The organism is Myxococcota bacterium, assembly GCA_039030075.1.
In the GTDB taxonomy this organism is placed as follows: domain Bacteria; phylum Myxococcota_A; class UBA9160; order UBA9160; family SMWR01; genus JAHEJV01.
Window position 1 is genome coordinate 72,287 of the sequence record JBCCEW010000004.1, and the last position, 23,024, is coordinate 95,310.

The 23,024-nt window shown below is 69.1% G+C and carries 24 protein-coding genes; 13 read left to right on the forward strand and 11 right to left on the reverse strand.

From position 1 onward, the window contains the following. Window positions 1-359: 359 nt before the first annotated feature. The 3 genes from AAF430_05550 to AAF430_05560 all read left to right on the forward strand — a co-directional run bounded on the left by AAF430_05550 (window position 360) and on the right by AAF430_05560 (window position 3,839). The gene (locus AAF430_05550) at window positions 360-1,007 is read left to right on the forward strand and encodes a TetR/AcrR family transcriptional regulator (protein MEM7409675.1); all 648 of its coding nucleotides are present in this window, start codon (window positions 360-362) and stop codon (window positions 1,005-1,007) included. A gap of 57 nt (window positions 1,008-1,064) precedes the next feature. Continuing rightward, complete coding sequence (locus AAF430_05555) at window positions 1,065-2,321, forward strand: cytochrome P450 (GenBank protein ID MEM7409676.1); 1,257 nt, start codon at window positions 1,065-1,067, stop codon at window positions 2,319-2,321. A gap of 66 nt (window positions 2,322-2,387) precedes the next feature. After that, window positions 2,388-3,839, forward strand: coding sequence for a DUF3179 domain-containing protein (locus AAF430_05560; GenBank protein ID MEM7409677.1), 1,452 nt, complete (start codon window positions 2,388-2,390; stop codon window positions 3,837-3,839). 73 nt (window positions 3,840-3,912) lie between these two features. Here AAF430_05560 and AAF430_05565 read toward each other — a convergent pair whose 3' ends face one another. Both AAF430_05565 and AAF430_05570 read right to left on the reverse strand, forming a co-directional pair. Beyond that, complete coding sequence (locus AAF430_05565) at window positions 3,913-5,673, reverse strand: hypothetical protein (GenBank protein ID MEM7409678.1); 1,761 nt, start codon at window positions 5,671-5,673, stop codon at window positions 3,913-3,915. A gap of 411 nt (window positions 5,674-6,084) precedes the next feature. Further along, window positions 6,085-7,455, reverse strand: coding sequence for a sigma-70 family RNA polymerase sigma factor (locus AAF430_05570; GenBank protein ID MEM7409679.1), 1,371 nt, complete (start codon window positions 7,453-7,455; stop codon window positions 6,085-6,087). Window positions 7,456-7,630: 175 nt separating this feature from the next. Between AAF430_05570 and AAF430_05575 the strand changes: the two genes are divergently transcribed. Further along, window positions 7,631-7,804, forward strand: coding sequence for a hypothetical protein (locus AAF430_05575; protein ID MEM7409680.1), 174 nt, complete (start codon window positions 7,631-7,633; stop codon window positions 7,802-7,804). A 31-nt stretch (window positions 7,805-7,835) separates the two neighbouring features. Further along, window positions 7,836-8,768 carry a MerR family transcriptional regulator gene (locus tag AAF430_05580; GenBank protein ID MEM7409681.1) on the forward strand — a complete coding sequence of 311 codons (933 nt, stop codon included), beginning with the start codon at window positions 7,836-7,838 and terminating at the stop codon, window positions 8,766-8,768. Window positions 8,769-8,781: 13 nt separating this feature from the next. On the opposite strand, the gene AAF430_05585 is transcribed toward AAF430_05580, so the two are convergent. Further along, a complete protein-coding gene (locus AAF430_05585) occupies window positions 8,782-9,378 on the reverse strand; it encodes an HD domain-containing protein (GenBank protein ID MEM7409682.1) in 597 nt (198 codons plus the stop codon). A gap of 128 nt (window positions 9,379-9,506) precedes the next feature. Here AAF430_05585 and AAF430_05590 point away from each other — a divergent pair, with 128 nt between their 5' ends. Both AAF430_05590 and AAF430_05595 read left to right on the forward strand, forming a co-directional pair. Next, a complete protein-coding gene (locus AAF430_05590) occupies window positions 9,507-9,839 on the forward strand; it encodes a hypothetical protein (GenBank protein ID MEM7409683.1) in 333 nt (110 codons plus the stop codon). A gap of 46 nt (window positions 9,840-9,885) precedes the next feature. Then, window positions 9,886-11,325: a hypothetical protein gene (locus tag AAF430_05595; protein MEM7409684.1), complete on the forward strand. Its 1,440-nt coding sequence runs from the start codon at window positions 9,886-9,888 to the stop codon at window positions 11,323-11,325. 11 nt (window positions 11,326-11,336) lie between these two features. Here the strand turns inward: AAF430_05595 and AAF430_05600 are convergent, their stop codons facing one another. Together AAF430_05600 and AAF430_05605 are read right to left on the reverse strand one after the other, a co-directional pair. Beyond that, window positions 11,337-11,687 (reverse strand): hypothetical protein, encoded by a 351-nt coding sequence (locus AAF430_05600; protein MEM7409685.1) that lies wholly within the window; start codon window positions 11,685-11,687, stop codon window positions 11,337-11,339. Then, on the reverse strand, window positions 11,687-12,319 hold the full coding sequence (locus AAF430_05605) for a sigma-70 family RNA polymerase sigma factor (protein ID MEM7409686.1): 633 nt from the start codon (window positions 12,317-12,319) through the stop codon (window positions 11,687-11,689). Before AAF430_05605 ends, AAF430_05600 begins: the two co-directional genes overlap by 1 nt. A 187-nt stretch (window positions 12,320-12,506) precedes the next feature. Here AAF430_05605 and AAF430_05610 point away from each other — a divergent pair, with 187 nt between their 5' ends. Genes AAF430_05610 through AAF430_05620 form a run of 3 tightly spaced genes read left to right on the forward strand, consistent with a single transcriptional unit; the run spans window position 12,507 to window position 14,978 of the window. Next, window positions 12,507-13,868 carry a cyclic nucleotide-binding domain-containing protein gene (locus AAF430_05610; GenBank protein MEM7409687.1) on the forward strand — a complete coding sequence of 454 codons (1,362 nt, stop codon included), beginning with the start codon at window positions 12,507-12,509 and terminating at the stop codon, window positions 13,866-13,868. Window positions 13,869-13,876: 8 nt separating this feature from the next. Continuing rightward, on the forward strand, window positions 13,877-14,635 hold the full coding sequence (locus tag AAF430_05615; protein ID MEM7409688.1) for a TrkA C-terminal domain-containing protein: 759 nt from the start codon (window positions 13,877-13,879) through the stop codon (window positions 14,633-14,635). Between the two features lie 40 nt (window positions 14,636-14,675). Then, the gene (locus AAF430_05620; GenBank protein ID MEM7409689.1) at window positions 14,676-14,978 is read left to right on the forward strand and encodes an antibiotic biosynthesis monooxygenase; all 303 of its coding nucleotides are present in this window, start codon (window positions 14,676-14,678) and stop codon (window positions 14,976-14,978) included. Here AAF430_05620 and AAF430_05625 read toward each other — a convergent pair. After that, window positions 14,975-15,436 carry a DUF192 domain-containing protein gene (locus AAF430_05625; protein MEM7409690.1) on the reverse strand — a complete coding sequence of 154 codons (462 nt, stop codon included), beginning with the start codon at window positions 15,434-15,436 and terminating at the stop codon, window positions 14,975-14,977. The genes AAF430_05620 and AAF430_05625 overlap by 4 nt on opposite strands. A gap of 74 nt (window positions 15,437-15,510) precedes the next feature. Between AAF430_05625 and AAF430_05630 the strand changes: the two genes are divergently transcribed. Further along, the gene (locus AAF430_05630; protein MEM7409691.1) at window positions 15,511-16,464 is read left to right on the forward strand and encodes an alcohol dehydrogenase catalytic domain-containing protein; all 954 of its coding nucleotides are present in this window, start codon (window positions 15,511-15,513) and stop codon (window positions 16,462-16,464) included. Between the two features lie 15 nt (window positions 16,465-16,479). Here the strand turns inward: AAF430_05630 and AAF430_05635 are convergent, their stop codons facing one another. After that, a complete protein-coding gene (locus AAF430_05635) occupies window positions 16,480-17,178 on the reverse strand; it encodes a crotonase/enoyl-CoA hydratase family protein (protein MEM7409692.1) in 699 nt (232 codons plus the stop codon). Between the two features lie 77 nt (window positions 17,179-17,255). Beyond that, the gene (locus AAF430_05640; GenBank protein ID MEM7409693.1) at window positions 17,256-18,095 is read right to left on the reverse strand and encodes a TauD/TfdA family dioxygenase; all 840 of its coding nucleotides are present in this window, start codon (window positions 18,093-18,095) and stop codon (window positions 17,256-17,258) included. 87 nt (window positions 18,096-18,182) lie between these two features. On the opposite strand from AAF430_05640, the gene AAF430_05645 reads away from it, so the two are divergent. Further along, the gene (locus tag AAF430_05645) at window positions 18,183-18,572 is read left to right on the forward strand and encodes a rhodanese-like domain-containing protein (protein ID MEM7409694.1); all 390 of its coding nucleotides are present in this window, start codon (window positions 18,183-18,185) and stop codon (window positions 18,570-18,572) included. A gap of 25 nt (window positions 18,573-18,597) precedes the next feature. On the opposite strand, the gene AAF430_05650 is transcribed toward AAF430_05645, so the two are convergent. The 3 genes from AAF430_05650 to msrA all read right to left on the reverse strand — a co-directional run bounded on the left by AAF430_05650 (window position 18,598) and on the right by msrA (window position 21,716). Beyond that, window positions 18,598-20,094, reverse strand: coding sequence for an NFACT RNA binding domain-containing protein (locus AAF430_05650; protein ID MEM7409695.1), 1,497 nt, complete (start codon window positions 20,092-20,094; stop codon window positions 18,598-18,600). A gap of 4 nt (window positions 20,095-20,098) precedes the next feature. After that, on the reverse strand, window positions 20,099-20,974 hold the full coding sequence (mutM, locus tag AAF430_05655) for a bifunctional DNA-formamidopyrimidine glycosylase/DNA-(apurinic or apyrimidinic site) lyase (protein ID MEM7409696.1): 876 nt from the start codon (window positions 20,972-20,974) through the stop codon (window positions 20,099-20,101). 94 nt (window positions 20,975-21,068) lie between these two features. Next, window positions 21,069-21,716 (reverse strand): peptide-methionine (S)-S-oxide reductase MsrA, encoded by a 648-nt coding sequence (gene msrA, locus AAF430_05660; protein MEM7409697.1) that lies wholly within the window; start codon window positions 21,714-21,716, stop codon window positions 21,069-21,071. A 157-nt stretch (window positions 21,717-21,873) separates the two neighbouring features. Between msrA and AAF430_05665 the strand changes: the two genes are divergently transcribed. Then, on the forward strand, window positions 21,874-22,995 hold the full coding sequence (locus tag AAF430_05665) for a nitronate monooxygenase family protein (GenBank protein ID MEM7409698.1): 1,122 nt from the start codon (window positions 21,874-21,876) through the stop codon (window positions 22,993-22,995). Window positions 22,996-23,024 lie beyond the last annotated feature (29 nt).

Sequence of the window (23,024 nt, forward strand, 5' to 3'; positions counted from 1 at the left end):
AGCTGGCGACATAGCATGTCGCTGCAGGCGTCCGCCCAACGGCGCAGCGCTGCGCCACGAACCCCGCGGTTCGTAGCGCGCTCGGACATGCTCGACATCACGGTGGCGACCAGGTCCGCATCGAAGTCGCGGCGCCCGCGTCGTTCGGGTTGCGCTTCGCGCGGGAAGCGTCGGATCTGTTCGAGCATGCGCTTCCGCACCGGCCCGACGACATTCGTCTCGCCGAAGTACCTGCGAAGGTCGGAAGCTCCGGCTGCTCGTGGCCCCGAGTGATTCAGAATCCTCAACCTTTACGGGATGTTGAGTCCAGATTGCAGGCCACCTTCGACGCGGCTCCAAACTTGGAATAGACTCCAAGCTTGGATGAGCCTCGAAGGTCACTCACGGTGAACGAAGCCCCCGAGACCGCCCCCACCGGTCGGCGCGAGCGCCGCAAGCGCGAGGTGCGCGAGCGGATCTACAACGCCGCGCGCGAGCTTTTCTCGAAGCAGGGCTTCGACGCGACGACGGTCGACGAAATCGCCGAACTCGCCGACGTGGCGACGGCCACCTTCTTCAACCACTTCGCCGGCAAGCAGAGCCTGCTCGGATGGATGGCCACGGAGGTCGTCGACAAGCTGCAGCTGTTGATGCAGGCCCACCTCTTGGGCGACGCACCGAGCGAGGAGCGGCTGCGACGTTTCGTCGCGTCGGCCACCGATGCGATCGCCGCCCAGCGCGGCGTCGCCCGAGACGTGCTGCTCGAGTTCATGCGCCAGGACGCAACGCCGGACGGACCACACCCGTACCTGGACCGCGTCCACGAGCCCTTCGAGGCGCTGATCGCCGCTGGCCAGGCGCGCGGCGAGATGCGCGACGACGCAGACCCCGCCTTCCTCGCGCAGATGGCGGTGGGCATGCTCAACTCCGCCATCACGCGCTGGCTCGCGGATCCCCACTACCCCGTCGAGCGAGGACTCTTCGACGCGACGGAGTTCGTCTTGTCGACGCTCGCCCAACGCGACTGATCGACCCTCTCTCATCTGCGGGTCGCGCGCCCGGCGCCCCGCCACGAAGGAACGGCCATGGAACCCGATGTCGATTTCGCTCACTCCTCCAGCTGGGACGCCGAGATGCCCGCGCGCCTCGAGCGCCTGCGCGAGAACCACCCGGTCTATTGGAGCGAGAAGACCGGTGCCTTCATCGCGACGCGCTTCGAGGACGTGATCCACGTCTCGAAGCACAACGAGATCTTCTGCTCGGGCGAAGGTGTGCTGCCCGGCGCTGCGAGCCCGAAGATCGGCATGATCGACGAAGACGAGCCCCGCCACGGCGAGATGCGGAGCCTGATCAACCGCGGCTTCACCCCGCGCATGGTCAAGAAGTGGGAAGCGGTCTTCCAGCAGATCACCGACGACGCCCTCGACGCCATCGCCCGACAAGAAGAGTGCGACTTCGTCGAGGACGTGGCCGTTCCGCTGCCGCTGATCCTGATCGCCGAGATGATCGGCATTCGGAAAGAAGACCGGGATCGCTTCCACCAGTGGTCGGATCACATGATCCTGGCCCAGGGCAACTTCGACAAACCCGAGATCGCCGCGCGAGCCGGCCAGGCCGCCGTCGAGTACATCGGCTACGTCACCCAGGTGATCGAAGACCGCCGCCGCGAGCCCAAGGACGACCTGATCAGCATCCTCGTCCGCGCGAAGGACGACGGCGTCCTCAAGCAGCTCGAGGGGCGCATGTCGGCGATCGAGACGGCCCTCGACCGGGACGACGAGACGCGCGAGATGAGCAACGACGAGCTCATCAAAATGTGCATCCTGCTGATGGTCGCGGGCAACGAGACCACGCGGAACGGCCTCTCGGGCGGGCTCCAGCTCTTGATCGAGAACCCGGAAGCGCGCCAGCGCTTGGTCGAGGACCCGAGTCTGATCCCGGATGCCGTCGAGGAGATGCTGCGCCTGACTTCGCCCGTGCTCAGCTTCATTCGCACGGCGACCCAGGACACCGAGCTGCGCGGCACCCCGATTCGCCAGGGGCAGAAGGTGCTGATGATCTACGGCGCCGCGAACCGCGACCCCCGGCAGTACGAGAACCCGGGCGTCTTCGACATCGACCGCAAGCCTCAACACCTCGCCTTCGGCATCGGCAACCACTTCTGTCTGGGCGCGAACCTCGCGCGGATGGAGATGCGGGTCGCCTTCCGCGAGATCCTGCGCCGTTTCCCGGACATGGAGTACTCGAACGGCGGCCCCAAGTTCGCGCCGTCGGCCCTGGTCCGGAGCGTCTCCGAGCTCCGGGTGCGGTACACGCCCGAAGACCAGCGGAAGAGCGCGTAGGCCCGGAGTCCTCGAAAAGCGCAGAGACTACGCGCAACGCTTCGTTCGACCGATCATCGAAGGAGCGTGCCGAACCCGAGCCCGACCCGAGCGACCCCGCTTCCCACTCCTCGACACTGCCCGCTTCTGCGCGCGGCAGCTCTGATCCTGGCCCTGGGGGTCGGGGTCGCCTGCAGCGTGGAGGCCGTCCCGGACGCGGAGGCACCTACAGCGCCCGCGGCAAGTGAGGCGCGCCCGCCGATCCCCGTCGAGATCTTCTTCGCCCTCGTCCAGAACGATCCGCTACTGGCGAAGGAGGCCCTGGACCTGATTACGAGCGACTGGCGGGACGGCTACGCCCCGATGCTCCTCGAGGTGTCCCGCTTCAGCCGCCACCGCTCCGCAATCTTCGAGGCTCTCGAGCGCGGGACGAAGACGAGCTTCGGCACGGATCACGACGCCGCCTTCCGCTGGGTGTGGTCGCGCGAAATCACGCCGCATCCCGACTACGGCGTCTTCAAAGCGCGACTCTACGAGTACCTGGACCCGGACTTCGCCGCCTACTTCGACGATCACACCGAGGATGCGCGCATCCGTCTCGACGAGGTGCGGTGGGGCGGCGTCGCCCGCGACGGAATCCCGCCCCTCGACCGCCCCCGCATGATCCCGGCCGCCGAAGCCGACTACCTCGCTCCCGACAACGTCGTCTTCGGCATCGCGCTCGGCGGCGAGGCACGCGCCTACCCGAAGCGCATTCTCGCCTGGCACGAAATGTTCAAGGACACGATCGGCGGCACGAGCGTCGCGGGCGTCTACTGCACCCTCTGCGGAAGCATGATCGTCTACGAGACCGAGTTCGAGGGGACGCACCACGAGCTCGGAACCAGCGGCTTCCTCTACCGCTCGAACAAGCTCATGTACGACCACGCCACCGAGTCCCTGTGGTCGACCCTGCGTGGCGAGCCCGCGATCGGGCCGCTCGTCGGAAAGGGCATCCGCCTCACTCCGCGCCACGTCGTCACCACCACCTGGGAACGCTGGCAGGCCCTTCACCCCGAGACGACGGTCCTCTCCCTCGACACGGGCCACGAGCGGGACTACGGAGAAGGCGTCGCCTACCGCAGCTACTTCGCCACCGACGAGCTGATGTTCGAGGTGCCGAGCCTCGATCGCCGCCTCGCGAACAAGTCCGAGGTGCTCGCCCTGCGTTTCGGAGCGGGCGCTTCGCCCACTGCCATCGCCGTGGAGAAGCTCGCCGCGACGCCGACGCTCGAGGGCACCGAGAACGGGGTTCCCTACGTGATCTTCACCGACACGTCGGGAGCGAGTCGCGTCTATGCGCGCGGAGAGCACCAGTTCCGCTCGTTCGATGGCGACCGCACGGCCGTCGACAACGTCGGCGGCAGCTGGCGGCTCACCGAGGACGCCCTGGTGCGGAACACGCCAGACGCGGCAGCGCGCCTCGACCGACTCCCTGCGCACCGGGCCTTCTGGTTCGGCTGGTACGCGGCCTACCCGAACACCCGGCTCTTGCAGTAGCCGGCGCCCGAAACGCGAACGGCCCCGATGGCGAGGTCGCCACCGGGGCCGTTGCTGTTTGCGAGACGCTCCGTCAGCCGACGTCGGCCAGGGCGTCGAGGGCGCGCTGGGCGAGCCCGGCGACGTGACGGTTGTCGTCCTTGGCGGCGTCGGCGAGCGCGTCACGGAAGTACGCTGCGTCGACTCGGGTCATGGCGTTCACCGCGTAGAACCGCTCGGTCGGATCTCCCGAACGCTGCGCCGCGACCAGTTCACGGGCCACGTCGAGGCGCCGCTTCTCGTTCTTCGCGTCGCGGAAGGCGTGGGCCAGTCGCTCGTAGCGATCCTGCACCGCGCCATCGCTCGTGACGACACCGCCGCCGTCGCCGGCCGGCGCCTCGCTGGCCGGCGCTTCGCTCGCCGGAGCCTCGGGCTCTCCGACCGCGACCATCCGGCGCAGCTCGTCGACCTTGCGGGTCCTAGCGCGTGGCTTCGCCGCGGCGGCTTTCTCGCGCGCCGCCGTGGCCTTCGACTTCGGACCGCGACGACCCAGGCGTCGGTAGAGCTCGCCCACCGTGGTGGCGCTCTCCGGAGCATCCGGGGCCGCTTCGGCCTCGGCTTCGGCACCGGGCTGGCGCAGGACATCCGCCAGTCGTGGCATGTCCTTCGTCGGCGCCTTCGTCGACTTCTCGGCGAGAGGGGCCGGCCGATTCGGGACGCGCGGCCCGCGCGGCACCGCATGCCGGCGCAGGCGGAGCTGGTCGAGGCTACCGAGATCGATCGCCTTCACCGTCTGCTGGACCTTCGACTGGATGGTGTCGGCTTCGCGCGTCGCCTCTTCGAGCATGTCGTCGATCGAGGCGGGGAGCGCCTGGGATGCCGAGATCATCCGCACCGTCGCAGTCGCGTCGTCGGACGCGATGTTGCGGTACAGGCCGATGTACACGGCAGCGCCGCCCGTCTCGCGCTTCAGCTGCTCGACGATCTTCTCGTAGAGAGAGAAGGGGCTCGCCGTCAGAGCGCGCTCGGACGCCTCGATCACGAGACCGAGGTAGGACACGTCCTTCATGTCCGAGTCCTTCGGCATCATCGGGTTCTCACCGATCGCGCCGCGCACCGAATCGAGCACGCCTTCGGCGTTGAGCTCGGGCAGCTCCTCGGTGTGGTAGCTCAGCACACCACCCGAGAAGAGCAGCGTGCGGAAGTCCTCACCATCGAGGGTGCGAATCGCCTGTGCCGAGTCGCGATCGTTCAGGCGGTTGAAGACGTCGATCGGCTCGACGATCTCGCGGTTGATGGTCTCGAAGTACGAATCGAGGGGGACGTCCTGGTGGCCCTGCGCCAGACGCGCGTTGTCGATCAGCACCCATCCGTAGGCCGGCGTCGCGGACAGGTCGCGAATCGCGCGCAGCGCGTTCACCTTGGCGATGCCGCTCTCGTGGTGGTGGGGCAGCGCGGTGAGGATCACGACGGGGAGCGAGAGATCCTCGATCACCTTCGTGAGCTCGGCGACGCACGAACCCGTGCCCCCACCGAGGCCGGCGCAGAGCGCCACGACGTCGGCGCCGACGGCATGCTCTTCGACTGCCTTGCGGATGAGATCGGCGTTCTCCGTGACGCACTCGGTGCCGTAGTGGGTATCGCTCCCGGCGCCATCCGAGCCTTCGAGGCCGATGTAGATGCGCTGGGATTCGGGCAGGGCGAGGCGGCTGGCCCCGAGGGAGGTGAGGTCGGTTTGGGCCGTGTTGAAGGCCAGGCCGCGGTATCCACGTCGGTGGAACTCGGCCGCGATGTTGCCGCCGGCCTGACCGAGGCCAACCGCGACGATCTCGAGAGAACGACCAGAGGGTTTCATGGGGGGATCTCCGGGAAGGGACGAGGTGGATGCCCGCGAACCCGGAGAGGGTCCGCCGGCGGGTTTCTCGTAGGTAACCCCGGAAGCCGAGTGGGTGTCGCGCAGAAATCGCTGGGAGCGACACTTTCCCGCGACGCCCTCGGGAGCGCGCAGCTTTGGACGCAAACGGGCGGACCGCCTGTCGACGGCGGCGGCGTTCGGGAGCCGGATTTCGGCCGATCGACGGCCGCCCCGCGGGCAGGCGGTCTCAGCGACCGGCACTGCCCTCCGCAGACCTTCGAAGACTCCACTCGCGCTGCAAATGGCCGGCTGAACCCGCCGGGTCCGGCGCCCGCTTCCGGATGAAGCGGGCGCCTCGTCGCCGGAGAGGAGTGATCCGACGAACCCGGGAGTGGCAGGGCGCCTCTGGGATCAGACGCCGGCTTCGAGGAACTCGGCGAGGCGCGCGACCTCACCCGAGGCGCGGAGCTTCTCGAGCGCGCCCATCTGGAGCTGGCGGACGCGCTCGCGCGACAGGCCGATCCGGTCGCCGATCTCGTGGAGCGTGAGCGGGTTGCCGTCGGCCCAGCCGAAGCGCAGCGACAGGACGCTCTGCTCGCGCTGGCTGAGCGCTCGCATCGCATCGCCGAGCACGCGGTGCACGCGCCGCATGTCGAACCCCGAAGCCGGATCTTCCTCTTCCTCTGCGAGCCGGTCGCCGAGGGTGACCTCACCGTCTTCGGTCACCGGCTCGTCGATCGACTTCGCGCGCGCGGTGACGCCCGCGATCCGGTCGACGGTCTCGAAGGGGAGATCCAGCGCGGTGGCCAGGTCCAGAGAATCGGGCTCGGCGGCCTGGCGGGTGAGGAGGCTCTCCCGCGCGCGACGTACCGCTCGCTCCTGATCGTAGAGGTTCGAGGGAAGTCGAACGGTTCGCGAGTGGTGCTGGATCGCGCGGATCATCGCCTGCTCGATCCACCACACGGCGTAGGTCGAGAACTGGAAACCGCGATCCGGATCGAACTTCTCGACCGCCCGCAAGAGACCCACGTTGCCTTCCTGGATCAGGTCGATGAAGGGCACGCCCAGCTTGCGATAGCGCTTCGCCACCTTGATCACGAGGCGCAGGTTGCGGCTCGCGAAGGTCTGTCGCGCCTCGGAACGATCGCCGCGGGCGCTGGCCGCGGACTTGGCGGAGCGCCGGTCACACGCCGCCAGCCCGAGTGCCTTGCGGCGCGCCCGGATCTCGCGGGTGGCCGGTGCAGCAAGTACGGCGGCGAGTTCGGTGTGCACGTCCTCGAGGATCTCGAGGAGAACGTGCGCCTCCTGGAGTTCCGCGCCGATCTTCTCCGCGACGCGCTGGGTCTGCGTCGCGCTGCGGCCGTGGCGGTCGACCGATTCCTGCCAGGACGCGAGGTGCTGCTCGAGCGCCTCCATGTGCGCGTCGAACGGCGTGGTCCAGTCGTGGCTCGGGTTCTCCCGGTAGCGGTGCGCCATCGTGCCCGTCACCCGACCGTCGCGCCGGCGCTCCTGCCAGCGCTCGACCACCAGGCGCGACGCTGCCGGCATCTCGGCGAGAGAAGCCCGCAGGGCTTCCTCCCCCGCCCGGATCCGGTGGGCGAGTTCGGTGGCCTCGCCGGGCTTCATCAGCGGCAGGCGCCGCAGGGTCTCGAGGTAGCGGCCGACCGCATCGGGCCCTGCGCCGCTCCCCGAGTCGGAGGGTTGGGTGGTGGCCTCGGGAGCCGGCTCCAGGGCCAGCGGGAGGTCGCGGGTTTCGGAGGTCGAATCGAGGTGGTGGTCCATTGGGGTTCCCCTCAGTGTTGCGCGCACTGTCTATATTAAATCTAGATTTTTTCTCGACAAGACCTAGACAGACATTATTCTGAAAAAACTCCCCGGCCCGGAGCCCTCGATGAATCCCACCTCTCCGCAGACTCGACAAAGCCAGAATCCCCCCGGGGGATCCGAGCGTTCCACCTTGCCGGTGTCGGCCGCTCCGTGCACGTTCCGGCAACTGCTCGACTGGATGCGTGACCTCGAGCTCGACGACCAACAGATCGCCGAGGCGCTGGACGACCTGGTCCAGTCGGGAACCGTGCGGATCCTCGGACGCCGGGCGACCCACCGCATCCTGGGAGGGCGCCGGCATTGAGCGGACGAAACGCCAGCGGCCGAGGCGCGCCATGACACTCGAAGACATCGATCGCAGCGAACCCGTCTCGCTGATCGAGGCGGACGCCACGCCCTACTCTCTGGGCGCCGTCGTGCGCCTCACGGGCCTGACCGCCCACACCCTCCGCGCCTGGGAGCGCCGCTACGGCGCCGTCGCTCCGGCGCGCACACCGCGCGGCACGCGCCGCTACAGCCGCGAGGAAGTGTCACGGCTGCGCTTGCTGCGTTCGGCGGTCGACGCAGGACATCGCATCAGCGACATCGCACAGCTGAGCGATGACGACCTCGAGCTGCACCTGCAGCCGATCGCGCGTGCGCCGGTCGACACGCTGAGCGGCGCACTCGAAGCGCTCGAGGCGCTGGACGCGCCGGGGATCGAACAGCTCCTCACCGACCAGCTCGATCTGCTCGGGCCCAGTCGCTGCGTCCGTCGCGTGATCCTGCCGTTGATGCGCGAAGTCGGTGACCGCTGGGCCCGCGGCGAAGGATCGGTCGAAGCCGAGCACCTGCTGAGCAGCACCACCCGCGCGCTGCTGGGCGTGGTACTCCGCAACACGCCGCGCCTTCCGCAGGCCCCTCAGCTCCTGTTCTCCACTCCGGAAGGAGAACCCCACGAGTTCGGATCGCTGTGTGCCGCGGTGATCGCCGCCGGCGCCGGCGCCGCCGTGACCTACCTCGGCCCCAATCTCCCGGTCTCTGCGGTGATCGGCGCGACGCGAAAGTCGAACCCGATCGCCGTGGCACTCGGCGTTGTCACCCTCGACCCGCGCCGGGCGCGGGCCTATCTGCGCGAGTTGCGGGCTTCCCTACCCGATGAAACCGGGCTCTGGGTCGGCGGCGCTGCGCTCGCCGAGCCGTTGGCCGGCATCGAGGCACTGGACATCGACACGCTCGAGCGGCGCGTGGCGCGCGCGGCCCGAAGCGCGCTCGCGCCCAGCCGCTGACCCGCTACGGCGATTACTGCTGGGCCGCCCCCAGCCCCCCGCCCTCGTCGTTCATGTAGATCGACTTGCGCGGCGCGGCGAGGAGCTTGCGCACCATCGGCTCGAAGTGCTCGAGCGGAAGAGTCTCGTATTCGGGATCGAAGCTGTTCTGGTCGTACTTCTGACAGAACGCGGCGCACTCGCGGAACAGCGGGTGGTCCCGGAATGCGTCCCGCGCGTTTCGGTCGAGACCCAGGTGGTGGAAGAAGTAGTACCCCTGGAAGATGGCGTGGTGCTTCACGATCCAGTGGTTCTCGTCGGAGACGAAGGGCTCGAGGATCGTCGCCGCAAGATCGGCGTGGTTGGCGGTGGCGAGGGTGTCCCCGATGTCGTGGAGCAGCGCACACACCACGTACTCGTCGTCACGTCCGTCGCGCTCCGCGCGGGTGGCGGTTTGCAGGCTGTGGGTGAGCCGACTCACGGCATAGCCACCGGAATCGCCGTCGAGGATCTGGAGATGCCGGAGCACCCGGTCGGGAAGTCCCTGGAAGAAGTCGAGGCTGTGCTTCCCGATGACCTGGTAGTCCTCGCGGGTCGCGTCCTGCATCCGCGTGAAGGTGGTGTCCGGCATGGTTCCTCCGATCGGCGCGTGGGCTTGGCGCGTTCTGGAAGGCTGCCACAGGCACCGAGGGGCCGCTCGGCTCGGTTCGGCCATCCGGGGGCCGCGGACGCCGTCCAGGGCCCAGCTAAGCTGTGCGGGTGAACGAGCCCTCTGAAGAGCAACCCGGGCCCGAGGCCAGCGGCGCACCCGACTGGCTGCTGACCTTCTTTCGCGACTCCAGCCTCTGGCCCGTCACCTTCGCCGCCATCGCCATCTTCGTGGTGTTCGGCGCGTCGGGCCTGTTGCTGGCGGTGGTCGAGCGAAACTTCTTCGCGGTGGCGGCGATCCTGATCGCCTTCTGGATCGGCGTCGACATCGCGGTCCGGGAGTGGCGCCAGCACGGCTTAGGCCTGGCCACGGGCCTGGTGGTGGGCTTCTGGACGCTCTCGGCGGCCGCGGCGGTGACCGTGCGCACGCTGGGCTGGTACTGAAGTGACGGCGCAGCGCACGCGGCATCCGAGGGCGCGGGGAGGACGCATGCGACCCAATCGACGCCTGGTCGTGGGGCTGCTCGGCGCAGCCCTGCTCGCCCTGGGCTGCACCACCAGCCTGAAGCCCGGCCCGAATCTCGGCACGATCTACGACCGCGCCGCTCGCTTCGGCGACCTGTACCGGAACCCGATCATCGTCATGCCGGGCGTACTCGGAACCGTGCTGCGCGACGCCGAGAGCCAGCGGGTGGTGTGGGGCAGCTTCGCGGGCACCTACGCGAATCCCGATTTCGGTCCCGACGCGCGCCTGGTCGCCCTCCCGATGGCCGAGGGTCAGGCGCTCTCGACGCTGACCGACGAGGTCCAACCGGACGGCGTTCTCGAGAGTGTCACCGTGAGCCTGCTGGGGCTGCCGGTGGAACAACACGCGTACATCTCGATCCTGCGCACCTTGGGAGCGGGTGGCTACCGGGACCAGCAGCTCGCCGAAGCCGGCGCCATCGACTACGGCACCGATCACTTCACCTGCTTCCAGTTCGCCTACGACTGGCGACGCGACAACATCGAGAACGCCCAGCGTCTCCACGCCTTCATCCTGGAGAAGAAGGCCTTCGTGGAAGCGCGCCTCAAGGAAATCTACGGCGTGGAGCGCGACGTGCGCTTCGACATCGTCGCGCATTCGATGGGGGGCCTGCTGAGCCGGTACTACCTCCGCTACGGAGCCCGCGATCTCCCCGCCGACGGGAGCGCTCCCGAGATTACCTGGGCCGGTACCGAACACGTCGAACGCTTGATCATGGTCGGGACGCCGAACGCGGGGTCGCTCGACGGGCTCTCGAACCTCGTCGACGGCACCCAACTCGCCTTCTTCCTGCCGCACTACGTCCCGCCCATCCTCGGGACCATGCCGGCCATCTATCAGCTGCTGCCGCGCAACCGGCACAAGGCCGTCGTCGACGCATCGGGTCGGGGTGTCGACCTCTTCGATCCGACGACCTGGGAGCGCTACGACTGGGGCTTGATGGCCGAAGAGGCGGATGCGACGCTTCAGGTGCTGCTGCCCGATGAGAGCAGCAAAGAGGCGCGGAGACGCGTCGCGCGCGAGCACCTCGCCAAGTCGTTGCGGCGTGCGCAGCGATTCCATGCAGCCCTCGACCGACCGGCAGCGCCCCCCGCCCACACCTCCCTCCACCTCTTCTCGGGAGATGCCGTCCAGACTGCGGCGCGCATGCAGGTCGACGCAGAGGGTGCGCTCACGCTGGTCGAATCCGACGCCGGCGATTCGCGGGTGCTGCGCACCAGCGCGGTGATGGACGAGCGCGTGGGCCGTGATCGTTGGGAGCCGGGTCTGGAGACACCGATCGCCTGGAGCGACGTGAACTTCGTGTTCAGCGACCATCTCGCGATGACGCGCGACCCGTCGTTCAGCGACAACCTGCTCTGGCGCCTACTCGACGCCCCGAAGCGCGAGCCCAACGCGCCCTAGCGCCGCACCGCTCAGCGGTCCGTGTCGCGCGCCAACAGGATCGCGCCCACCATCTCTTCGGGCATCGCAGCAGGCAACGTGTCGTCGTCTTCGCAAAGACGCTGGCCGAGCTCGATGGCGCGCAGGTAGTCCTGGAAGGCCACCTGGCACATCGGACACAGGGTCATGTGGATGTCGAAGCGAGATCGCACCGAGCTCGGCAAGTGGCCCTCGTAGTAGTCGTGCATGAACGACTCGAACGCTTCACAGGTCAGCATCCCGGGGACGCGGCGAAGCATCCACGAGCCGATCCGGCGCTTCCACGGCGGAGGCGGACCGCCGCCCTTCGCGCGCATCAGGAGTCTGGAGAGGAGCGACCACATCAGTCGGCGTCCTCCGCGAAGAGTGGCGCGAGGAGCGTGCGCAAGGCGGATCGCGCTCGGTGGAGACGCATCTTGATGCTCCCGCGGCTGGTTCCGAGCAACTCGGCGGTCTCTTCGGTAGAGAAGCCGTCGATGTCGCGCAGGAAGAGCACGGTGCGGTGGCTCTCGGGCAGGCGCTCGATCGCTTCGCGCACGTGCTTCGCGGTATCGGCGCGGCGGTAGAGCTCCTCGGGGGTGAGATCGTTCGTGTGAACCGGACCTTCCCGAAACCCGTAGCGGTCGTAGCGAGGGAGCCAGTCTTCGAGCAGCTCTTCGGGCTTCGCCCGGCGGGAGCGAAGCCGCATCAGCGCGGCGTTGACGACGATCCGATGGAGCCAGGTCCCGAGGAGCGCGCGCCCTTCGAACCGCCCGATCGATCGATGGGCCGCGAGAAACGCCTCTTGCACGCACTCGCGCGCGTCATCCTCGTTCTGGAGGTAGCGCTGGGCCACCGAGAGCATGCGCGGGCCCTGGGCGCGGACCAGCTCTTCGAAAGCGGCGGCATCCCCCTCTCGTAGGCGCGCGACCAGCGCCGACTCGGTCGCCGGGCCGCTCGGGCCAGGAGGATCTTTCGGGTCGCGCGCGTCGCCCATGGGCTCGGGCGCATCCTATCACGCGCGCTGGCGTGACCTCTGATGGTCCCCTGCATCTCGGAAGACGAGCCCCAGCGAAGCGGGGGCGGGGAGGTTCCATGCGAAGGAATATCGAGATGCGCGGCAGCCCAGCACGCCGTTCGCGGCAGCCCGCCCAAACCGGATTGACCTGGCCGCCGAGGCACCGATGAGCGAGGGCCATTGGCTATGGGCCGTGGCGCTCGGCGCCCTGAGCGCCGCGGCGCTGCCGCTCGGCGCCTGGTTCGGCCTGACCCTGCGGCTTCCGCCCGCGGCCACTGCCGTGTTCGCGTCCTTCGGCGCCGGTGCCCTGATCGCAGCGCTGAGTCTCGAACTGGTCGCCCCGACCGTGGCCGAGCTCGGACACGACGCCCATGGCGCCGGCGTCTTGGTGACGCTGCTCGTGGCCTCGGGGATCGGCGGCGTGCTCTTCACCCTCCTCGACCGGATGCTCGCGAGTCGCGGCGGTTTCCTGCGCAAGGTCTCGACGACGATGATGCACTTCGCGGCCCTCGACCGCGAGCGCGATGCGACCCGTGTGCGAGAGCTGTGCGCCATCCCGCTCTTGTGGACGCTCCCTGAACGCGAGGTCTCGAAGGCCGTCCACGATGTCGCCGAGCTGACCTATGCGCCGTCGGAGGTGCTCTTCGCCGAAGGCGACGCCGGTGACCACATCGCCATCGTGCGCTCCGGAGAGGTCCGGCTCTGGCGCGCGGGCGGGAGCATCGGGACCGTGGGGCCGGGCGCGATCCTCGGCGAGCTCGCCGTACTCACCGAGGGGCCGCACAGCCTCTCCGCCACCGCCGTCGATGAAGTCGAGGTCCTGACGATCCCCCGCGCCGCGATCGAGGCGTGGCGCACGCGCCATCCCGCCTTCGACGCAGCGCTCCGGGAGATCGGGTCCGAGCACCTCCGCGACGTGCGTCAGCGCGACGCGATTCGCAGTCGAGAAGAAGAGGACTGGGCGATGCGTGCGATCGATGCGCTCGCGACCGGGGGCCGGGTACCGACTCCCACCGAGTGGCGACGCGAGGCCGAGAACCACACAGGCTCGGGCCTGGCGGTGTGGTTGGGGTTGCTGATCGATGGAATCCCCGAGAGCTTCGTGATCGGTGCCGGCCTCCTGGGTCTGGTCTCGGCCGAGCTCGCGGCGAACGGAAGTGTGGCGTTCGCGAACGTGATTCCGTTCACGCTGGTCGGGGGTCTGTTCCTCGCGAACTTCCCCGAGGCCTTGTCGAGCTCGGTGGCCATGCGCGACCAGGGGTTCTCCCCCACGCGCATTCATCTCTTGTGGGGCAGTCTCGTTGCCGTCACCGCCGTCGGCGCGGGCTTCGGCTACGTGCTCGGCGCGTCCACGACGCATGCCACCCTCGTCGCGGTGGAGGGAATCGCCGCCGGCGCGATGCTGGCTTCCATCGCATCGACGATGATCCCCGAGGCCGTCCACCTCGCGGGCTCGGGCCGGCTGGTCGGGCTCTCGACCCTCGCCGGTTTCCTCGCAGCCGTCGCCTTCAAGCTACTCGAACACTGAGGAGCCCCATGCTCGCCGTCGCGACCCTGCTCGTCGTGCTGTTGCTCTCGGTCCTGGTCACGCGCATCGCCAGCGTGGCGCTGGTGCATACCGGCCTCGGCGAAGAAGCAGCGCGCTTCCAGGCGCGCTCGGCCTTCACCGGAACCGGCTTCACGACGGCCGAGACAGAGGCGATCGTTTCGCATCCGCTGCGTCGTCGCATCGTCGGACACCTCATGCTCGCGGGAAACGTCGGCATCGTGACCGCCGTGTCGTCGCTGCTCGTCTCGATGTGGAGCTTCGAAGCCGGCGGTTGGCAGCGTCCCGCTGCGCTCGCGGTGGGGCTTCTGGCGCTATGCGGGTTCGCGACGAGTCGCTGGGTCGATGGCTGGCTCTGCGCCGCGATCCGCTGGGGTCTGATGCGCTTCTCCGACATCGACCTCCGCGACTACGCGCGCGTCCTCCACCTGCGCGACGACTACAGCATCCACGAGCTTCGGATCACCTCCGACGACTGGATCTGCGAGCGCACCCTCGGCGAACTGAAGCTGGAGGACGAGGGCGTCCGCGTGCTAGCCGTCGCCTGTCCGGGCGGAGGGTTCTTGGGGGCGCCACCGTCGGACACGGAGCTGCAAGCGGGAGATCAGCTCGTGATCTACGGACGCGCGTCGCGCATCGCCGAGCTCGAGCAGCGGCCTGTCGGCGCTTCCGGGGACGAGCGCCACGCCGCCGCCCGCCGCGAGCAGGACGAGCGCACCGCCATGGAGCGGGAGCGCGCGGGGCGCTAGGGTCGCCGCGCGGCTGCGAGCCGCACGAGGGAGGCTGCCCATGTATATCGCCATGAATCGATTCCGGATCGCGCGCGGCGCGGAAGAGACCTTCGAGAAGCTCTGGCGCGAACGCGAGTCTCACCTCGATGGCGTGCCGGGGTTCCAGGAGTTCCACCTGCTGCGCGGCGAGAGCGACGACGACGCGACCCTCTATGCGTCCCACAGTCTCTGGAAGGACGAGTCAGCGTTTCGCGCCTGGACCGAGTCGGAGAGTTTCAAGCAGGCGCACGCCCAGGCGCGCGCTCCCCAGGGCACCTACCTCGAGCATCCGAAGTTCGAGGGCTTCGAGGTGATCCTCTAGGAGCCCGAGGGCGACGACTTCGGAATGCCCTCGATCCGGTCGCCCGGGAAGACGGCATGATCCCGAAACCAGTCGCGGCGCATCTCGAGCGCGTAGCGCGCCGGGTAGCGACTGCTGACCGGCGTTTCGACGTGGGGTTCGAGGTCGGCGATGTGGACGATGCGACCGGCGGCGTCCGCATACGCGATCGTGAGTGGCAACGGTGTGTTGCGCATCCAGAAGCCGCGCACCCGATCGTCCTGGAAGACGAAGAGCATGCCGTGATCCGTGGGCAGGCTCTCGCGGAACATCAGGCCGCGGTTGCGCTCAGCCGGCGTTCGGGCGATCTCGGCGCTGATGCGGTGGGTTCCGATCCGCAGCCACTCGACGGGCAGCTCCGAGCCGTCGATGGGCGGCGGCGCGCCGTTGCCACAGGCGGCGACGAGCGCGAACACGAGAACCAGGGCGCAATGACGCATCGCGCGAGAGCATACCCGCCCCCTGGCGCGGCGCGCCGAAGCGCGATTCCCTGGGCCCACATGCAGGACGCCCAATGCTCGCCCTGACCCTCGACGGCAACACCACGCGCGTCGAGGAGCGACCGCCGCCCGAACCCGGGGAAGGCGAAGCCCTGGTGCGGGTGGCGTGGGCCGGCGTCTGCAACACCGACCTCGAGTTGGCCCGCGGCTACATGGGGTTTCAGGGCGTGCTCGGCCACGAGTTCGTCGGGCAGGTCGAAGCGGGCCCCGACGGCTGGCGTGGCCGTCGCGTCGTCGGCGAGATCAACTTCGCGTGCGGTCGCTGCGACGCCTGCGCGCGCGGGCTCGGACGCCACTGCCCCACCCGACGGGTGATGGGAATCCAGGACGCGGACGGGGCGCTGGCCGAGTACGTCGCCGTTCCCGTCGCCAATCTCCATGCGGTGCCCGACACGGTGAGCGACACCCAGGCGGTGTTCACCGAGCCGCTGGCCGCCGCCTTCGAGATCCTGGAGCAGGTGACGGTCGAACCCGGCGCGAGCTGCGTGGTGCTGGGCGACGGGAAGCTCGGCCTCCTGGTGGCCCAGGTGCTGGCGTCGGCGGGCGCCGACGTACTCGCCGTGGGCCATCACCCGGAGAAGCTCGCGCTCCTCGAAGCCCGCGGGATCCGAAGCCGGCTGGCGCGCGACTGGTCCCCCGAACCCACCGACCTCGTCGTAGAAGCGACGGGCAGCGCGGCGGGCTTCCGCGCGGCGATCGCGGCGACCCGACCGCGCGGGACCCTGGTGCTGAAGAGCACCGTGGCCGACGAGATCGCCACCGACCTCGCGCCCCTCGTGATTCACGAGATCCAGGTGGTGGGATCGCGTTGCGGGCCATTCGCGCCCGCACTCGAGGCCCTGCGCGACGGGCGCGTCGACGTCGAGCCCCTGATCCACGCGCGACTCCCGCTCGCGCGAGCGAACGAAGCCCTGGCGCGCGCGGCAGAGCGCGACGTCCTCAAGGTCCTCGTCGAAGTCGCCGGCTGAGCCGACGCAACGCCGCTAGGCCGGGAACGCCTTCGCCACGTCCGCTTCCAGCCCGCGCTCGATCTCGTCGAGGAGTCCACCGCGGGCGCGTGCCCGCGTGTTCAAGAAGGGCTTCCGCGGGAGCTTGCCGAGCCGTTCGGCGGCGGCGAGGGCCGTCTCGAAGTTGGCCTCGGCGGCGACCACCTCGTCGAAGAAGCCCGCGTCGATGGCCTCGTCCGGCCCATAGACCTCGGCTTCGACGGTGCCGCGCAGGAAATGGCGCTTCGACATCCGCTCGCGGGCGAGCTCCAAGAGGAAGAGCGGCGTCGTCATCCCGATCGCGACTTCGTTGAAGCCCACCTTGAAGTCACCGGCCGAGCCCACCCGATGGTCTGCCGCCATCAAGAGGACGGCCCCCATCGCCAGCGCGTGGCCGTTGCAGGCGATCACGACGGGCACCGACAGGCGTCCGAGTCGGATGGCCAGTCGGCCGCCAGCCGTCACCATCGCGCGTCCCGCTTCGGGCCCGCCCTCGCGCATCACACCGAGATCGAAGCCCGCAGAGAACCGGTTCGGTCGTCCGGTCAGAAGCAGCGCCTGCCCGCTCTCTTCGACCTGATCGAGGGCCACGTTGATCGCGTCGAGCACCGGCGGCCCGAGGGCGTTCGCCTTGCCGTCATCGAGGCGCAGGACGGCGACGTCGCCGGAAGTTTCGAGGGTGACGGTTTCGCTCATGGGGTCCTCCGATGCGATGAGAAGGCGAGCAGGATACCGCGCCGGGACCGGGTCGAAAGCCGAGGCCGGGCCGCGCCTCAGACCGGGCGATCGCCCTCGATCACCACGCGCAGCATCTCGCGACGGTGTCCGGTGTAGTCGTTGAGCGCGTAATGCTGGGTCGAGCGGTTGTCCCAGATCGCGAGCGTCCCGGGCTCCCAGTGCAGGCGGGTGACGAACGCGTCGTCGGTGACGTGCTGCACGAGTTCCCCCAGGAGCTCCCTGGACTCGGATTCCGGCAGGTCGGCGATGCCCACCGTGAAGGCGAGGTTCACGTAGAGGATCTTCTCGCCGGTCTCGGGGTGGGTGCGCACGACCGGGTGCTGGACCTTCCCCTGAGCGAGCTCCGCGGCCTTGGTGCGGGTCGAAGCGCTGCCCTGGTTGCGCTGGTCGTAGTAACCACCGGCGCCGTAGATGTGGGCGGCGCTGTGCTCTGCCGAGAGGTCGGCGATGCGTGCCTGGGTGGCGGGCGAGAGCGCTGCGTAGGCCCGCACCGCGTCGGCGAGCAGCGTGTCGCCGCCCTCCTCCGGGACCTCGACGGCATAGAGCAGGGTGCCCATGGCAGGCTGCTCGTAGAAACTGACTTCGGAATGCCAACCGCCGCCGAAGTTCTGCTTCTCGTCGGCCTCTTTCACTACCGCGATCACCTCGGGAATCCCCGGGACCGCCTCGATGAACGGGTGCCGATCGAGGGACCCGAAGCCCGCGCCGATTTCCCGCAATCGGGGCGCGTCGAGCTGCTGGCCACGGACGACGAGCAGGCGGTGCTCGAGCAGCAGCGCCCGGAGCTTCGCGACCTCGGCAGCGTCGGGCGGATCGGCGAGGTCCAGGTCGTGGAGTTCGACGCCAAAGGCGCCGGCGAGCGGAGTGATGCGCATGGAGGCTTCCTGGTTGAAGGCCGCCCCAGGGTAAACCATCGTTCCCCGGGAGGGCGGCCCCAGACCGGCCGCCAGGGAGGGAGCGCCATGCACGTCCTTACACGCATCGCCGCAGCGGGTGGACTCCTCTTCGCCGTCGCCTGTTCGGCGGCCCCGGGCGAGGTGAGCGAAATCTCGGCGGACGCCCTGCTGGGCACGCCGCCCGCCGGAGCTTTGATCCTCGACGTCCGCAGCGCCGAGGAGTTCGCGTCGGGTCACGTGCCCGGCGCCACGAACCTCTCCCACGAGAGCGTCGCCGCGCGTCTGGGCGAGCTCGAGTCGTATCGCGACCAGCCGGTCGTCGTCTACTGCGAGTCGGGCCGGCGCGCGGGCCGGGTCACGGACCAGCTCCTGGAAGCGGGCTTCACCGACGTGCGCCACCTCACCGGCGACATGCGCGCCTGGCGCGAGGCGGGGCGTCCGGTCGAGAAACCCTGAAGCTCGGGGGCGGCGCCCGACTCCCTCAGTCTTCGATGCGCGCGTCGAGCACGCGCCGCAGCCGACCCTCTTCCCGGCGCAGATGTACGTTCTTTCCGCCGTGGACTTCGACGAGACCGGGCTTCGAGCCCTTCGGCTTGCGGACGTTCTTGATCGGCACGACGTGGACGTCTACCCGACTCGCCTTCTTCGCCTTCGAGTAGTGGGCAGCCAGCTCGCAAGCGTCGAGGATCGCGTCGGAGGGCGGATCGTCGCGCCCCTCGGTACGGAGGATCACGTGGCTCCCCGGCGTCGCAGCGACGTGGAAGAAGAGATCCTTCCCGCGTGCGAGGCGCGTCGACAGGTAGTCGTTCGCGGCGTCGCTGCGCCCGACCCAGATCTCCAGCCCCTCGGCAGTGCGGTAACGGCGCGGCACGAACTTCGCGGGCAGCTTGCGCCCCGCGAGCTTCGCCTCATTCGCATCGGCGCGCTTCTTCGGCGGGGGCGGAGGCTGGTACTTCCCGAGGAGCTTCGCGACGTCCTTGCGCTCGGCAAAGGCTGCGAGTGCGGCGTCGTCGGCAGCCTCCGCGAAGGCCGCCTCGAGTGCGGTCACCGTGTCGCGTGACGCGCGGACGCCGTCGAGCTGGGCGCCGGCTTTCGTGAGCGCGCGAATCCCCTTGCGGTAGCGCTGGAAGAGCCGTTCGAGATTCTCGCCCGGCCCCAGCGTGGGGTCGAGTTCGATGCGCACGTCCTCGTCGCTGTCCCAGTCGCGGACGACCACCTCGGTGTCGCCGCGCTTCACCCGATCGAGGGCGCTCTTCAAGAGCTCCCCGTGCCGCTCGAGCTGGCTCGCCGACTCGGCTTTCGCGAGCTCGCGGTCGAGCTTCTCGAGCTTCCGATCGAGGGACTTCCCCTCTTTGCGCAGTGCCTGCTCCAGACGGCGGCGCAGCGCCTGGGCCTCGCCATCGCTCTCGCGCCCGGCGTAGTGGTTCTCGATCGCCGCGAGGAAGGCGCCGTCTTCGACCTCGGCGAACCGATCCTCGCCCACTTTGGGAACCGTGCGCGCGGGCGACTGCCAGGACTCGCCCTGGACGAGTTCGGGGCGCGTGTCCTTGAGCGGGCGAAGGGTGAGTGCGATGCGGTCGTCGGCGTCGAGGATCACCACGTTGCTCTTGCGCCCGAAGATGGCCAGCAAGAGGGTCGCGGGCCCTTCGCGGGTTTCGAGGCGAAGGGCGAGCTGGCGATCGCCGTCGATCATCTCGACCGCACGCAGCCGCGACCCTCGGACGTGGGCGCGCAGGTACTGGGCGAAGCGCGGCGTCCCGGGCGCTCCGCTCGGCATGTCGTCGGGCGCGCCCACCCGGGCGCCCTGCGGATCGCACGAGAGCCGCAGGAAGTGGCGGTTGCCGCCCTCGGCGCTTCCACCGTAGAGCTCCAGCGCAATGCTGGTCGGGTCGGGCTGGGACACGCCCTGAATGCGATGCCCTGCGGCGCCGCGCTGCAGGATCACGGCCGCTCGTTCCAGTTCGCGTAGGCTCAGCACGTCCTCACCTCTGACAGCGGGGACAGTAGTGCGTTCCGCGCTGCCCGAGCACGATCCGCTTGATCGGGGTCCCGCAGGTCGAACAGGGCTCGCCCTTGCGCGCGTAGACCCGACGCTCGCTCTGGTAGGCCCCGTCGCTGCCGTCCGGTGCGACGTAGTCGCTGATGCTGGACCCACCAGTCTCGATCGATCGCTGCAGCACGTGGCGCAGGCCATCGGCGATCGCGTCGCACTCCTTGCGGGTCACCCGGCCGGCCCGACGTCCGGGACGGACTCCCGCCAGGAAGAGACTCTCGTCGGCGTAGATGTTGCCGACACCGGCGAGCACCGCCTGGTCGAGGAGCAACGACTTGATCGCGACGGCCCGCTTGCGCGTGGCCGCGAACAGATGGGGACCATCGACCTCCAGTGCGTCGCGCCCCAGGCGCGCCAGACGCGGATGGGTCTCGCCCGGGGCGATCCAGGCCACCTTCCCGAATTTCCGGACGTCGCGGAAGTACACCTCGGGCCCGTCGTCGGCGAACTCGAAGCGCAAGTGCGTGTGGTCGTCCGGGTCGAAGCGCACCTGGTCCTCGGGAGCGAGGGCTGCGCGGCTCGTGGCCGACAACAGACGCAGGCTCGACGCACCGGCGGGAAAGAGCTGTCCGGTCATGCCCAGATGGAGCAGCAGGCTCGAGGCGTCATCGAGTTCGGCGAGCAGATACTTGCCGCGACGATGGAGCGCGACGACGTCGCGCCCGGTCAAGCGCTTCCGCAACCGATCGGGCGCCGTGACGAAGAAGTAGCTCGGCGGCGTGGTCCGGACGCGCGCGATCTGGCGCCCCACCAGGTGGGGCGCGATGCGACGGCGGGTGACTTCGACTTCGGGTAGCTCGGGCACGCAGACTCCGGCGCGAGTGTCGCCGAGACCGCGGGCGCGCGCGACGCTGCCGGCCTTCTGACTCGAACACCCGTGGCCAGGCGTTCAGGGCGACCTAGACCTCGAGACCGATCGGGCAGGACACGCCGGTGCCACCCAGCCCGCAGTAGCCGTGTGGGTTCTTCGCCAGGTACTGCTGGTGGTAGTCCTCGGCGTAATAGAAGGGAGGCGCCTCGAGGATCTCGGTGGTGATCTCGCCGTAGCCCGCGGCCGCGAGGCGCTGGGCATAGACGTCGCGCGAGGCCACGGCCTGCTCCTGCTGGGCAGCGCTCGTCACGTAGATGCCCGAGCGGTACTGGGTGCCCACGTCGTTGCCCTGGCGCATGCCCTGGGTGGGGTCGTGGCTCTCCCAGAAGATCCGCAGCACGGCGTCGAAGTCGATGGCCCGGGGGTCGAAGACGACGCGGACGGTCTCGTTGTGGCCGGTGCGTCCGGTACAGACTTCCTCATAGGTGGGGTTCGGGGTCTGGCCCGACTGGTAGCCCACGGCGGTGGTGTAGACCCCGCTGGCCTCCCAGAACTTCCGCTCGGCCCCCCAGAAGCACCCCAGCCCGAAATAGACGTCCTCGAGCCCTTCGGGAAACGGCGGCTCCATGGGCGTTCGGAGCACAGCGTGCTTCTCGGCCACGGGCATCTGGGCGTCGCGCCCCGGGAGCGCCTCCCCCGGCGCGGGCAATTCGAGCTTCTTGGAGAAGAATCCCATGGTGGTCTCCTGGTGGTTGCCGCCGCGGCTCGGCCGGTCGCGGCAGAGCGGCGAGCGGTCCGATCGTCAGCGCGACCCAACCATCACGCTCGCCCGACGATTCCGACGCCGGCGGCGCGCCTCGGTTACGCTGTCCACTCTAGCGGAGGCCCCCACCATGCATACCGACCTGTGCGACCAGCTCGACATCGAGTTCCCGATCTTTGCCTTCACCCACTGCCGCGACGTCGTCGTGGCGGTGTCACAAGCCGGCGGTTTCGGCGTCCTCGGGGCGGTGGGCTTCACGCCCGAGCAGCTCGAGGTGGAGCTTCGTTGGATCGACGAGCACATCGGTGACGCCCCCTACGGCGTCGACATCGTCATCCCCGGCAAGTACGAGGGGATGGGCGAGACCGACCCCAAGAAGCTCGAAGAGCAGCTCAAGAAGATGATCCCCGAGCAGCACCGCGCCTTCGCGTCGAAGATCCTCTCCGAGCACGACGTGCCGGAGCTGCCCGCCGATGAAGAGCGACGCGGGGAGCTGCTGGGCTGGACCGAAGCCACCGCGACGCCTCAAGTGGAAGTCGCGCTGCAACACCCGAAGGTGAAGCTGATCGCCAACGCCCTCGGTACGCCGCCGAAGGACATCATCGATCACATCCACGATCAGGGACGCCTCGTCGCGGCGCTCTGCGGACGCGCGCCCCAGGCGCTGAAGCACAAGGAGGCGGGCGTCGACATCATCATCGCCCAGGGCACGGAAGGCGGTGGCCACACCGGCGACATCGGCTCGATGGTGCTGTGGCCCGAGGTGATCGATGCGGTTGCTCCCACCCCGGTGCTCGCGGCCGGCGGCATCGGACGCGGACGCCAGGTGGCAGCGGCCCTCGGCATGGGGGCGCAAGGCGTCTGGACCGGCTCGATCTGGTTGGCCGTCGAAGAGGCCGAGGCGTCGCCCGAGCAGATGGACTCCTACTTCGTCGCCACGAGCCGCGACACGGTGCGCTCGCGGTCGTGGACCGGGAAGCCGTGCCGCATGTTGAAGAACGACTGGACCGAGGCGTGGGGCGCCGAGGACACCCCCGACCCGCTGGGCATGCCGCTCCAGGGCATGCTGGTGGGAGACGCGATGTCACGGGTGCACCGCTATCCGAAGCCGGCCCAGAGCGTGGCTTTCAACCCCGTCGGTCAGATCGTCGGCAACATGACCGAGAAGCTCGCCGTCCGCGACGTGATCTACCAGATCGTCGAAGAGTACGTGGACTCGTTCGACCGGCTGCAGAAGCTGCAGCCTGAGTAAGCGGGTTCGACTGGCTGCAGTACGGGGAG

Excerpts from the sequence above, each read along its gene's own strand:
- msrA (MEM7409697.1), bottom strand. The coding sequence starts at position 21,716 with ATGGGATTCTTCTCCAAGAAGCTCGAATTGCCCGCGCCGGGGGAGGCG.
- AAF430_05570 (MEM7409679.1), bottom strand. The coding sequence starts at position 7,455 with ATGGACCACCACCTCGATTCGACCTCCGAAACCCGCGACCTCCCGCTG.
- AAF430_05640 (MEM7409693.1), bottom strand. The coding sequence starts at position 18,095 with ATGCGCATCACTCCGCTCGCCGGCGCCTTTGGCGTCGAACTCCACGAC.
- AAF430_05620 (MEM7409689.1), top strand. The coding sequence starts at position 14,676 with ATGTATATCGCCATGAATCGATTCCGGATCGCGCGCGGCGCGGAAGAG.
- AAF430_05555 (MEM7409676.1), top strand. The coding sequence starts at position 1,065 with ATGGAACCCGATGTCGATTTCGCTCACTCCTCCAGCTGGGACGCCGAG.
- AAF430_05565 (MEM7409678.1), bottom strand. The coding sequence starts at position 5,673 with ATGAAACCCTCTGGTCGTTCTCTCGAGATCGTCGCGGTTGGCCTCGGT.
- AAF430_05625 (MEM7409690.1), bottom strand. The coding sequence starts at position 15,436 with ATGCGTCATTGCGCCCTGGTTCTCGTGTTCGCGCTCGTCGCCGCCTGT.
- AAF430_05605 (MEM7409686.1), bottom strand. The coding sequence starts at position 12,319 with ATGGGCGACGCGCGCGACCCGAAAGATCCTCCTGGCCCGAGCGGCCCG.
- AAF430_05600 (MEM7409685.1), bottom strand. The coding sequence starts at position 11,687 with ATGTGGTCGCTCCTCTCCAGACTCCTGATGCGCGCGAAGGGCGGCGGT.
- AAF430_05645 (MEM7409694.1), top strand. The coding sequence starts at position 18,183 with ATGCACGTCCTTACACGCATCGCCGCAGCGGGTGGACTCCTCTTCGCC.
- AAF430_05580 (MEM7409681.1), top strand. The coding sequence starts at position 7,836 with ATGACACTCGAAGACATCGATCGCAGCGAACCCGTCTCGCTGATCGAG.
- AAF430_05595 (MEM7409684.1), top strand. The coding sequence starts at position 9,886 with ATGCGACCCAATCGACGCCTGGTCGTGGGGCTGCTCGGCGCAGCCCTG.
- AAF430_05610 (MEM7409687.1), top strand. The coding sequence starts at position 12,507 with ATGAGCGAGGGCCATTGGCTATGGGCCGTGGCGCTCGGCGCCCTGAGC.
- AAF430_05615 (MEM7409688.1), top strand. The coding sequence starts at position 13,877 with ATGCTCGCCGTCGCGACCCTGCTCGTCGTGCTGTTGCTCTCGGTCCTG.
- AAF430_05665 (MEM7409698.1), top strand. The coding sequence starts at position 21,874 with ATGCATACCGACCTGTGCGACCAGCTCGACATCGAGTTCCCGATCTTT.
- AAF430_05630 (MEM7409691.1), top strand. The coding sequence starts at position 15,511 with ATGCTCGCCCTGACCCTCGACGGCAACACCACGCGCGTCGAGGAGCGA.
- AAF430_05585 (MEM7409682.1), bottom strand. The coding sequence starts at position 9,378 with ATGCCGGACACCACCTTCACGCGGATGCAGGACGCGACCCGCGAGGAC.
- AAF430_05635 (MEM7409692.1), bottom strand. The coding sequence starts at position 17,178 with ATGAGCGAAACCGTCACCCTCGAAACTTCCGGCGACGTCGCCGTCCTG.